The following is a 12337-nucleotide window of genomic DNA, read 5'->3' as shown; positions in this document are numbered from 1 at the left end:
TATTACGTTAAAAATACAATCGAATTCAACTTTCCTAAAACTATCTTTGATTAAAATTTCTTCATGAAAAATTTAAAAATAGTATTCCTTCTATTAATTCCGACTGTATTTTATACCCAAAAAATAAGAGTTTTCATTTTGGCAGGACAGTCGAATATGAACGGTTTTGGTTATAATAAAGATCTTCCGAATGACGCTAAAACTTTTAAAGACGTTTATATCTTTCAGGGAAATTCTGTTCCCGATGGAGATAAAAATGGCGGAGTTGGAAGATGGGATATTTTAAAACCCGGAAACGGAACAGGGTTTAAAACGGACGGAAAAGCAAATACACTTTCAGACCGATTTGGTTTGGAAATGACTTTTGCCAAAAGAATGAAAGAATTATTTCCAAATGATAAAATAGCTTTGATAAAATATGCAAGAGAAGGAACGTCTATCGACAGTTTGGCCGCTGCGAATTTTGGTTGCTGGGATGCAGATTTTAATGGTGAAAACGGAATCAATCAATACGATAATTTCTTGAAAACAGTTAAAAATGCTTTAAGCGAAAAAGATATTGATAGAAACGGAAAAACCGATGAGTTGGTCATGTCGGGAATTCTTTGGATGCAGGGTGAAGGTGATGCAAATTATGATGAAGAAATTGCAAATAATTATTACAGTCATTTAAAAACATTGATGAATCAGATGCGAGCTTCGGTTTTAATGGATGATTTACCTGTTGTCATCGGAAAAATTTCAGATTCAGGAAAAAATGAGAAAGGGAAAGTCTGGCCGATGGGAGAGTTGGTACAGTATGCTCAGGAAAAATTTGTTCGAAATGATAAGAATGCTGCAATCGTTCGTTCCACAAAAAAATATAACTACGGAAATGATCCTTGGCATTATGACAGTGCAGGTTATATCGATTTAGGAAAGCAGTTTGCAGATGAAGTATTTAGACTCATTATAAATTTCGAAAAGAAAGACTAATATATTTCATAATCTTTAATTCAGAACTTATGGTTAATTTTGCACTATGAACTCGTTAATCGATAAATATAATATTCCCGGCCCGCGTTATACTTCGTATCCTACCGTTCCTTATTGGGACGAATCTACTTTTTCTCCGGAAAAATGGAAATCAAGTGTGATCAGATCTTTCAATGAAAGCAACGCGCAGGAAGGAATTTCAATCTATATACATCTTCCGTTTTGTGAAGCATTGTGTACATTTTGTGCATGTCATAAACGTATTACGAAACAACACAGCGTAGAAATCCCGTATCTGGAAAGTGTTCTGAAAGAATGGATGCTTTATCTTAAATTATTTAATGAAAAGCCTAAATTAAAGGAACTGCACTTAGGCGGAGGAACTCCAACTTTTTTTTCTCCAGAAAATCTAAAAACTTTACTTCAGGGAATTTTTGATACGGTTGAAATTGCCGAACATCCTGAGTTTTCTTTTGAAGGACATCCGAATAATACAACCAGAGAGCATTTACAGACTTTGTTTGACCTTGGTTTCAGAAGAGCCAGTTTTGGTGTGCAGGATTATGATTTGAAAGTACAGAAAGCCATCAATAGAATTCAGCCTTTCGAAAACGTAAAAAATGTAACAGAGTGGGCCAGAGAAATTGGTTATACAAGTATTTCCCATGATTTGGTTTATGGTTTACCACATTCCAATTGGGAAAGTATGGCTCTTACCATTCATAAAACTTTGGAGCTGAAGCCGGATCGTCTTGCTTATTATTCTTATGCTCATGTTCCGTGGATAAAAGGAGTAGGACAAAGAGGTTTTGATGAAAGTGATCTGCCAAGCGGTGAAGAAAAGCGAAGATTGTATGAAGACGGTAAAAAATTATTAGAAGAATTAGGATATAAAGAAGTCGGTATGGATCATTTTTCTCTTGAGGATGATGAGTTATACAAATCTATGATTTCAGGAAATATTCATCGTAATTTCATGGGATATTCTTCAAGCAAAACTCAGCTCATGATAGGTTTAGGGATGAGTTCTATCTCAGATTCTTGGTATGCTTTTGCCCAGAATGTAAAAACGGTTGAAGAATATCAGAAAATTGTTGAAGGAGGTGAAATTCCTGTTGTGAAAGGTCATATTCTGAATGAAGAAGATCTTCTGATCAGAAGACATATTTTAAATCTGATGTGTCAATTGGAAACCACTTTTGAAGATAAAAATGCCATTCCTGAACTTGAAAATGCTTTCGATATGCTTTCGGAAATGGAGCGCGACGAATTGGTGGAAATTCATGATAATCAAATCAAAATTACAGAAAAGGGAAGAGCGTTTACAAGAAATGTTTCCATGGTTTTTGATTTAAGAATGATGAGAAATAAGCCGGAAACGAGAATTTTCTCAATGACGATATAAAACAAAAAGCGATTCAAAACCTGAATCGCTTTTTTTATAATATTTTTTTTAGCATTAAGATTTATGAAGATTTAAGAATTATTAGGATTGAATTAAGCACTACTCAAAAATATCTTTGATATTTATCTTAATGGTTTAAAGTTTATTTTATAATAATTTTCTCTGTATAAGATCTCAAATCTCCCGATTTAATATTAATGTAATAAGCTCCTGCAGGAATTCCTGTAATATTAATGCTGTTTTCGCTATCAAATTTTGTTTCCTCCAAAACTCTTTTACCATCCGTACTGATGATTTCTGCGGTGCTTTGGCTGTCTTTCAATCCGTCTACAAATATTCTTTCATGAGCAGGATTAGGATAGATTCTGACTCCGTTAAACATATTATTATCCTGAACGCCTAAAGTCGAAGTCGTAATTTTATAGATTTTGCCATTGTTTACGGCAGCAACATAAAGGTTTTTCTGACTGTCTTCACCGAAAGTTGAGAAATTATTTCCTGAATAGGCATTGCTCCAGGTAATGGCATTATTGGTTTCCATCATACCGATTTGTGTGGAGCAATAATCAGCGAAAAAATATTTACCCTGCAAACCTGGATATTGAGTTCCTCTATAAACATATCCTCCTGTAATCGAACACTTTCCACCTGAATGATCATATACCGCAACCGGAAAAGTCATGGTAGTAGAAGCAGCACAACCTGTTGTATTGTAATTGTTGTTTCCTTCATAACATCTCCATCCGTAATTGATTCCGGCTTGAGTAATCGGCATTCTGTTGATTTCTTCAATAACTCCTTGTCCTACATCGGCAATCATTACATTTCCAGTGGTAAGATCGAAAGAAAATTTCCATGCATTGCGTAATCCGTATGACCAAATTTCATCAGCGCCGTCAACTCCCGATCCCGCAAAAGGATTTCCTGCCGGAATATTGTAAGGTCCTGTAGAATTTATATCAAGTCTTAGTAATTTTCCGAGCAGAGAATTTTTATTTTGTGCATTATTATTCGGGTCACCGCCACTTCCACCATCTCCTGTTACGATCCATAAATTTCCGTCCGGTGCGAAATGAATGCTTCCGCCATTATGATTGTCAAATGGTTTAGGAATATTCAAAATTATTTTTTCAGAATTAGGATCCGCAACATTGGCATTTGAGCTACTTACTGTATATCTTGCTACAATTATGTTTCCGTTCGAACTGTTATTGTAATACACAAAAAAATATCCGTTTGTTGCATATTGTGGGTGAAAAGCCAAGCCTAAAAGACCTCTTTCGCCTCCAAACAATACTTTGCTGCTGATGTTTAAAAAATCTGCAGCATTTACTGTCCCGTTAGGTTGAATAATTTTGATGATTCCGTTCTGTTGTACCACGAAAAGCCTGCTGTCGTTGGCATTGGTAATTTCTACCGGATTCGAAAGTCCGGTCGCAAATTCTTCCAGATTAAAACTTTGAGAATAAGAAATAAGGGAAGAAAAAATACTGAGAGAAAATAGTAGTTTTTTCATAATATTTTGATGATTAAGGTGTTGTAATTTATTTAATGAAAATTTCATACCAACAGCCTTTAAATAAATCTAATAGATTTGAAATAAAACTTTCTGTGAAATTTTAACAAAAAAATAATTGCCGATATCTCTGAAAATAAACCATTTCTGCTCTTAAAAATTCATAAAATATCAATAAAATCATTATATTTGCCGACTTAATTTAACGTAGTTATAACAAAATGCAAGGAAAAGGACTTATTACAATTGTTGCTATTGTACTAGGGTTAATTTGCTTAAATGAGCTATTACCAACATGGTACGCCGGCAAAATTGAAAAGCAGGCAACTGCTATTGCAGGAGACAATCCGGAAAAGTATCAGAAAGAAATCGAAAGACTTTCTAAGGATACACTGAACTTAGGTTTCACAGAACTTTATTATTCTAAAGCGAAAGACAAGGAAATGAAACTTGGTCTTGACCTTAAAGGAGGGATCAACGTTCTTTTGGAGATCAACCAGAGAGATTTGGTGAATGATTTAACGAATTATTCTACCAATCCTATTCTTATTGAAGCTTTAAACAGAACAGACGAAGTTCAGAAAAATTCTACAAAATCTTACATCGATAATTTTTTTGTAGAGTTTGATGCTGTAAACAAAGCAAAAGGTGCAAATCTTAAACTTGCAGATCCTGAGATTTTCGGAAACACAAACCTTTCTGAAATTAAATTCAATACTACTGATGAGCAGGTAAAAAGCATCGTAAAGAAAAGAATTGATCTTTCTGTAGGAACAGCTTTCGAGGTAATCAGAACCAGAATTGATAAACTTGGAGCCATCCAGCCAAACGTACAGAGAGTTCCGGGAACGGCTAGAATCTCTGTAGAAATGCCGGGTATGAAAGATATCGATAAGGTGAAGAAAATGCTTCAGACTTCTGCTAAACTTCAGTTTTGGGAAGTACAGCAGATTCCGGAAGTATTGCCTTATTTCCAGACTTTGACATCTACTGTTTCTGCTAAAGGTGATTCTATGGGCGTGAAGAAAAACGTAAACTTCATGAATCTTCTTCAGCTTGATAAATTGAGAACAAACGGTGTTGCTTCTGTAAAACTATCTGATACTGCTGCTGTAAATAAAATTATCAACAGCAAAATTGGTCAGTCTTTACGTCCGGCAAACATAAAATATACCCAGTTCATGTGGGGTTACAAACCTGAATCTACAGATCCGAACAGCTTAGTACTATATGCTGTAAGAGGTAATATCAACCAAAAAGCTCCGGTAGATGGTGCTGTAGAAACTGCTAACATCAGCTATGATGAATTGAGCAGAGTAGTAGTAGATATGCAGATGGATTCTAAAGGTGCAAAAGACTGGAAAACTCTAACGGAGAAAAACGTTGGTAAACCGGTTGCTGTAACTTTGGATAACAGAGTGTATACTGCACCAAATGTTGTCGGTGCAATTCCTAACGGTAGAACGCAAATCTCGGGTAACTTCTCTCAGGAAGAAGCTAAAGAATTGGTAGACGTTTTAGGAGCTGGTAAGTTACCTGCAGGTGCAAAAGTGGTTCAGGCTACACAAGTTGGTCCGTCTTTAGGACAGGAATCAATTGATGCAGGGGTAATTTCATTTGCAATCGCATTCTTAATTATTATTGCATATATCATTTTCTATTACGGTGGGGCGGGAGTTTACGCTGTAATTGCAATGATTATCAACTTATTCTATATTTTCGGAATTATGGATTCCGGAGACTTTACCCTTACACTTCCTGGTATTGCAGGTATCGTACTTTCGATGGCGATGGCAGTAGATACAAACGTAATTATTTACGAAAGAACAAAAGAAGAATTGTTTGCAGGGAAAGGTATTTTAGAAGCTTACAAAGATGGTTTCAAACATGCGTTAAATGCAATTATTGATGGTCACTTAACGATGATCTTAACGGCAGTCGTATTGTTCTTCTTCGGAACAGGACCTATCAAAGGTTTCGCATTAACGTTGTTAATTGGTGCTGTAATGACTTTATTTACGTCTATCTTACTTTCAAGAGTAATGATCTTCCACAGACTGAATAAAGGTAAAGGTCTTTCTGTATGGACTTCTCCAACGAAAAATCTTTTCAGAAATACTTGGATCGATTTTATCGGAAAGAGAAAATATTCTTATATCATTTCTGCAGTTTTAACGGTTATTTCTATTGGATCTATCGCTATAAACGGATTTAAATATGGTATCGACTTTACAGGTGGTAGAAACTATGTAGTAAGATTCGATAAAGATGTGAATGCAGAAGATATCGAGCATAATTTGGTGAAAATGTTCACTACTGAAGACGGTAAAAACTCTTCTGTTGAAGCTAAAACTTTTGGTAATGATAAGCAGTTGAAAATTTCTACAGATTATCTTATCGATGACGAATCTTTGAAAGCTGACCAGACCATTGAGCAGAAATTATATGAAGGTTTAAAACCAAACTTACCTTCAAACATTACTTTAGAAGATTTCAAATCTGCAGATAAAGATCACGCAGGAATTATTTCTTCAGAAAAAGTAGGACCTACAGTGGCGGATGATATTCAGACACACGGTATTCTTGCAGTTGTTGCAGCTTTGGCGGGAATCTTCATCTACATCTTATTCAGATTTAGAAAATGGCAGTTCTCTTTAGGAGCGGTTGCGGCATTGTTCCACGATGCGATCATTATTTTGGGAGCATATTCTTTGCTTCATAAAGTAATGCCTTTCAATATGGAGATCAATCAGGATTTCATTGCAGCGATTCTTACCGTATTGGGTTACTCGATCAATGATACCGTAATTATCTTCGACAGAATCAGAGAATATTTAAGAGAGAAAAAAGCATTGACATTGTCAGGTTTATTTGATGATGCAATCTCAAGTACATTGGGTAGAACATTCAACACAACGTTTACAACATTACTTGTAATTCTTGCGATTTTCATCTTTGGTGGAGATAACTTAAGAGGATTTATGTTTGCGTTGTTGATCGGTATCGGGTTCGGTGCTTATTCATCAATCTTTATTGCATCGGCAATCGCTTACGATTTCTTAAGAACCGGTAAAGAAGAAGAAGTGCATGGTAAATCTTCTTCAAACAAAGAAGTTCTTGCAACAAAATAATTTAAACTACATTAAATAAGAAAAGAGTCTTTCGGTTTGAAAGGCTCTTTTTTTATTCAAAATGTTAAATTCAATATTCAATATTGAATATTCAATATTTCAAGTAAAAGAATAATTACTTATATCTCAGACATCCATCACCAAACAACTATCACCAAACAACCAATTTAGAATCATTATTTTTTCTTATTTGATTAATTTTGCACCGTTATGGAGAATTCTAAAAAACAGGCAGCCATTGGCTTCATATTTATTACGCTTCTGATCGACATTACAGGATGGGGAATCATCATTCCTGTTGTTCCGGATCTGATTAAAGAACTGATTCATGCAGACATCAGCGAAGCCGCAAAATATGGTGGTTGGCTTGGTTTTGCCTATGCTTTTACGCAGTTTGTTTTTTCGCCTGTTGTTGGAAATCTCAGTGATAAATTCGGAAGAAGACCTATTATTCTGATTTCACTTTTCGGTTTTGCGATAGATTATATTTTCCTTGCTTTGGCTCCGACCATCGTCTGGCTTTTTGCCGGAAGGGTAATCGCCGGAATTACGGGAGCAAGTGTGACGACGGCAAGTGCATACATTGCGGATATTTCAACCGATAAAGACCGAGCAAAGAACTTTGGTTTAATTGGTGCTGCTTTTGGTTTAGGATTTATCATCGGGCCTGTTTTGGGTGGACTTTTAGGACATTACGGTTCAAGAGTTCCTTTTTATGCAGCGGCTGTTCTATGTCTTTTAAATTTCCTTTATGGATATTTCATACTTCCGGAAAGTTTAGATAAAGACAAAAGAAGAGAATTCAGCTGGAGACGTGCAAATCCTGTAGGTTCATTTAAGTTTTTAGGGAAACATCCTGAAATTTCAGGGTTGATTTTTGCTCTAATTTTAATCTATATTGCAGGTCACGCCGTTCAGAGCAACTGGAACTTCTTTACCATGTATGAATTCAATTGGGACGAAAGAATGGTCGGAATTTCCCTTGGCGTTGTCGGTCTTTTGGTTGGTTTGGTTCAGGGTGTTCTGATTCGGTGGACTACTCCAAAACTGGGCGAACAGAAAAGTATTTACTACGGTTTGGCTTTGTATGCAATAGGAATGTTACTTTTTGCCTTTGCAACGGAAGGATGGATGATGTTTGTTTTTTTAATTCCGTACTGTTTAGGCGGAATCTGTGGTCCTGCTTTACAATCAGTGATTACGAAATCTGTTCCAAGCAATGAACAGGGAGAATTGCAGGGAGCTTTGACGAGTTTAATGAGTGCAACATCCATTATTGGTCCACCAATGATGACGAATTTATTTTATTATTTCACCCATGATGAAGCGCCTTTTGAATTTGCGGGAGCACCGTTCTTTCTGGCTTTTGTGATGATGACTGTGAGCGTCGTAGTTACTTACTTTGCTTTTCAGAAAAAGAAATCTTAAAATTAGTTTAAAATTAAACGAAATCTGAATTAATTCTATAATCTTTTGTAATTTAGCGCCATGGAATTAAGCATTGGAGAAATGGCACTCATTGCCATTGCAATCGTGGTTTTATTCGGTCCGGATAAGCTGCCTCAAATTGCCCGTGATCTTGGATCAGGAGTGAGAAAAATGCGTGGTGCAGTTGAAGATATTAAAACCGAAATCTTAAAAGAAACAGATAATCCTGTCTCCGAAATTAAGAAAGAGATCGAGAAGGTAAAAGATGCAGCCAAAGATTTCAATCCGATGAAAAATATTGAAGAAAATATCATCAACGAACCATCTTCAACACCGGAAAGTCCAAAGATTAAACCTGCGGATGACGAAACTTACGAAGGTCCTGTAAGCCGATAAACAAGATATGGAAGAAATCATTCAGGAAGATAAAAGTCTTTTTCTTTATCTTAATAACTTAGGCGATACTCCTTTTGATCAGTTTTGGATCATGATTTCGGAAAAATGGATCTGGATTCCGCTTTACGTTATTTTCCTTTATTTTCTTTATAAAAATTATAAACTCAGATCTTTACTGTATATTCTTTTGTTTACAGCAATCGGAATTACGGTTTCAGATCAGATTTCAGGGATTTTTAAATACGGTGTTGCCAGATTAAGACCTTGTCATGATCCTGCAGTTCAGCCTTTTATGCGAATTGTGAAATGTGGCGGTCAGTTTGGTTTTTATTCTGCACATGCCTCTAACACTTTCTTTTTGGCAAGTTATCTCACTTTTTTATTGAAAGATAAGCTTAAATGGTTTCCTTATGCTATATTTGTATGGGCGGCTGTTGTAGCCTATAGCCGTGTTTATTTAGGAGTGCATTTCCCAATGGATATTTTGGTGGGGGCGTTTGTTGGAACTTTATTGGGAGGGCTTTTTGCTGTGCTCGCAAAAAAAGTGATCAACAAACAAACTATAAATACATGAAGAAACATTTACTCGTTCTTACTTTAGCTTTTACATCTTTACATTTTATTTCTGCACAGGATAAAAAAACGGCTGAAGAGTGCTTTAAAAAAGCAGATTACAAATGCGCCGAAGAGCAATATTCGAAACTGGTGCTTACAGAACATATTCAGAGATACCAATCGGATTATTATGTGAATCTAGGAATTGCACAAAAAAGATTGGGAAAAACCGCGATGGCTTTTAAGTCTTTTGAATCTGCTTTAAAATCAAATCCTAAATCGATCTCGGTTTACGAAAATTTAGCATTATTACACAACCAGAAAGGAAATCGCACCAAGGCATTGGAATATGCCAACACCGGCGTAAAACTTGAGCCTGAGAATGCAGAAATTTACCTTATCCGTTCAAAAATTTACAATAATTTAGGAAAAAAAGATCTTGCGATGGCAGATTTAAATCAGATTCTGACTTTTGCTCCCGATAATATTTTTGCGAGAACAGGTTTGGCGACTCTTAAAAAAAACAATGGAGATCTGGAAGGTGCTTTAAAAGATTATAATCAAATGCTTACCGAAAAACCTGAGTCTCTACTGTATAACGGAAGAGCCGAAGTTTATATGAAAATGAAAAAATCTAAGGAAGCTTTGGCAGATATTAATAAAGCGATTTCCATCGATCCTAAGTTTTCACAATCATATGTTACAAAAGCTACAATTTTGTTTGAAACTGCAAAAGATAAAGAAGCTTGTACCAATCTGGAAAAAGCAGTTGCATTAGGTCACGAAAAAGCTCTGTTACCAGAACTTGAGACCAAGTGCGTGAAAAAATAAACTTTATTAAATAAAATTTAGAATTAATAAATGTCATTGTGAAAGATGGCATTTATATTTAGAAATAAACAAAATTCATGTTAAATATTGTTCTTGTAGAACCGGAAATTCCCAATAATACCGGAAATATCGGCAGATTATGTGTAGGAACCGAAAGCAGATTACACCTCATTCATCCTTTCGGATTTATTATCAACGATAAAAATCTGAAACGTTCCGGTTTAGATTATTGGGTTCATCTTGATGTTACGGAATACGAAAATGTTGATGAATGGATGAGTGTTATTCCGGACTTATCTCGTGTTTTTTTAATGAGTTCACATGCTGAAAAATCTTATCTTGAAACCGATTTTCAGGATGGCGACTGGCTGGTTTTCGGAAAGGAGAGTGTAGGTTTAAGCAAAGATGTTTTGGGCCGTTTCGAAAATCATTTGACGATTCCGATGTCTAAGCTGATCAGAAGTTTTAATATTGCCAATTCGGTTGCGTTCGTTGTAGGTGAAGCAAAAAGGCAGATTGGTTTAAAAATTTAGTTTAAATTAATCGTTATGATACGGTTTGCCCTGTAAAATCTGGTCGGCTCTGTAAAGCTGTTCTACAATAAAAAGTCGGATCATCTGATGCGTAAATGTCATTTTGGATAATGACATTTTTTCGTTGGCTCGGCTATAAATTTCATCTGAAAAACCATACGCTCCGCCAATCAGAATATGAACCTTTTTCACAGAGGAGCTCATCCACGAATCTATTTTTTGAGAAAATTCACGACTTGTAAACTGTTTTCCTTTTTCATCTAAAATAATAACCAGATCATTTTTATCAATCTGGTTCAAAAACAATTTGGCCTCTTCTTTTTTTAAAAGATCAGAAGAAAGGTTTTTGGCATTTTTTACATCCGGGATTTCGGTAATTTCAAAATTCCAGTGTTTGGGAAGGCGTGGAAGGTAATAATTAATCAATGATGTAATTTCTTTATCATCTGTCTTTCCGATACAAACTAAACTGATTCGCATTTCTTATATTTGCTGTGCGCAAATATACTTTATGGCTATAAAAATTCCTAAGTTTATCTTAAAAATTCAAGAATTTCTGGACGATATTCATCTTCCCGTATTGGGAATATCGCTTTGGCAGATGTTTCAGATCTATATTTCGGGGATTTTTAAAGATAAGATCGGGAGAAAAGCAGCCGCAATTTCATGGAGCTTTACCTTGAGTTTGTTTCCGTTTTTACTGTTCCTGCTTTCCGTCATTCCTTATATGCCGCATTATGATAAGCTTCAGTTTTATATTTTTGAGGTTTTGATGCACAATATTTTCCCTTCGAATATCGAAGGCGATGTGCGTGGTTACATTCAGGATAATATTATCCCGAATATGAAAGGAATCAGTAATTTAACCATCTTAATTGCCCTTATTTTTGCGACCAACGGAACATTTTCTCTCATCAACGGGTTTAATGAAAATTCTAAAGAAAAACTGACGGATGTGAAAGAATTTATTCTGTCATTCTTTATCACTATTGGCTTTGTGACGATCATATTTCTGACCTTATTCGGAGTTTATTATACGGAAGTGGTTCTCAAGAATTTTTCACCGGGTTACAATCTGTCGTGGCTTGTAAGAAACCTTTCGAAGATTATCGGTTATTTTTCTTTTCCGTTTTTTTATTTTATTCTGTTAACGCTTTTTTATTGGCTGGGAACCGTGAAAATTATCAGATTCAGACAGGCAATTCCGGGAGCGATTTTAACGACAGTTTTGTTTTTGGTCACCACTTATTTCTTTGCATTATACGTTAAAAATATTGCCCGTTACAACGTATTGTACGGTTCGATCGGAAGTATGATCTTATTAATGGTTTGGATCAATGTAAATGTTTATCTTCTTCTTTTCGGAAACGAACTCAATATGGCTCTCAGAAAATTAAGAATTGAAAAATTGCTATCTGACGAAATAAAAAAAGAAGCCAAAAAATACCATGCAGAAAAATCTGAACCTAATTTGGAAAGTGACGACGAACATAAAAGACCCCTTTAAAGATAACAATAAAAAATAAAGTAAGCTTTTTGCTGTAGTGTTCGCTACAATTTCTGTTTG

Annotated in this window: 11 protein-coding genes; 9 read left to right on the top strand and 2 right to left on the bottom strand. The window is 35.4% G+C overall.

What is annotated here, in order from left to right:
• Positions 1–63: 63 nt before the first annotated feature.
• Positions 64–975, top strand: a complete 912-nt coding sequence (locus BM371_RS12570; RefSeq protein WP_034673483.1) for a sialate O-acetylesterase — start codon at positions 64–66, stop codon at positions 973–975.
• A gap of 46 nt (positions 976–1021) precedes the next feature.
• The gene (hemN, locus tag BM371_RS12565; RefSeq protein ID WP_034673484.1) at positions 1022–2380 is read left to right on the top strand and encodes an oxygen-independent coproporphyrinogen III oxidase; all 1359 of its coding nucleotides are present in this window, start codon (positions 1022–1024) and stop codon (positions 2378–2380) included.
• Positions 2381–2522: 142 nt separating this feature from the next.
• Here the strand turns inward: hemN and BM371_RS12560 are convergent, their stop codons facing one another.
• Positions 2523–3896 carry a PQQ-dependent sugar dehydrogenase gene (locus BM371_RS12560; RefSeq protein WP_034676973.1) on the bottom strand — a complete coding sequence of 458 codons (1374 nt, stop codon included), beginning with the start codon at positions 3894–3896 and terminating at the stop codon, positions 2523–2525.
• 221 nt (positions 3897–4117) lie between these two features.
• Here BM371_RS12560 and BM371_RS12555 point away from each other — a divergent pair, with 221 nt between their 5' ends.
• The 6 genes from BM371_RS12555 (at position 4118) to BM371_RS12530 (ending at position 10770) form a co-directional block, all read left to right on the top strand.
• Entirely contained in the window at positions 4118–7027 is a 2910-nt protein-coding gene (locus BM371_RS12555; protein WP_034673487.1) for a protein translocase subunit SecDF, read from the top strand.
• Positions 7028–7237: 210 nt separating this feature from the next.
• Complete coding sequence (locus tag BM371_RS12550) at positions 7238–8455, top strand: TCR/Tet family MFS transporter (protein ID WP_034673491.1); 1218 nt, start codon at positions 7238–7240, stop codon at positions 8453–8455.
• A 60-nt stretch (positions 8456–8515) separates the two neighbouring features.
• Complete coding sequence (locus BM371_RS12545) at positions 8516–8851, top strand: Sec-independent protein translocase subunit TatA/TatB (protein ID WP_034673493.1); 336 nt, start codon at positions 8516–8518, stop codon at positions 8849–8851.
• A 7-nt stretch (positions 8852–8858) separates the two neighbouring features.
• Positions 8859–9425 (top strand): phosphatase PAP2 family protein, encoded by a 567-nt coding sequence (locus BM371_RS12540; RefSeq protein WP_034673495.1) that lies wholly within the window; start codon positions 8859–8861, stop codon positions 9423–9425.
• A complete protein-coding gene (locus tag BM371_RS12535; RefSeq protein WP_034673497.1) occupies positions 9422–10237 on the top strand; it encodes a tetratricopeptide repeat protein in 816 nt (271 codons plus the stop codon). Before BM371_RS12540 ends, BM371_RS12535 begins: the two co-directional genes overlap by 4 nt.
• Before the next feature lie 77 nt (positions 10238–10314).
• Positions 10315–10770 carry a tRNA (cytidine(34)-2'-O)-methyltransferase gene (locus BM371_RS12530; protein WP_034673500.1) on the top strand — a complete coding sequence of 152 codons (456 nt, stop codon included), beginning with the start codon at positions 10315–10317 and terminating at the stop codon, positions 10768–10770.
• Between the two features lie 6 nt (positions 10771–10776).
• Here BM371_RS12530 and BM371_RS12525 read toward each other — a convergent pair whose 3' ends face one another.
• Positions 10777–11250, bottom strand: a complete 474-nt coding sequence (locus BM371_RS12525; protein ID WP_034673502.1) for a 23S rRNA (pseudouridine(1915)-N(3))-methyltransferase RlmH — start codon at positions 11248–11250, stop codon at positions 10777–10779.
• Between the two features lie 31 nt (positions 11251–11281).
• Between BM371_RS12525 and BM371_RS12520 the strand changes: the two genes are divergently transcribed.
• Entirely contained in the window at positions 11282–12277 is a 996-nt protein-coding gene (locus BM371_RS12520) for a YihY/virulence factor BrkB family protein (RefSeq protein WP_034673505.1), read from the top strand.
• Positions 12278–12337 lie beyond the last annotated feature (60 nt).

This window comes from Chryseobacterium formosense, assembly GCF_900116415.1.
Taxonomy (GTDB): Bacteria; Bacteroidota; Bacteroidia; order Flavobacteriales; family Weeksellaceae; genus Chryseobacterium; species Chryseobacterium formosense.
The sequence above is the reverse complement of the archived record's forward strand: the minus strand, read 5'-3'. Positions and strand labels throughout refer to the sequence as shown.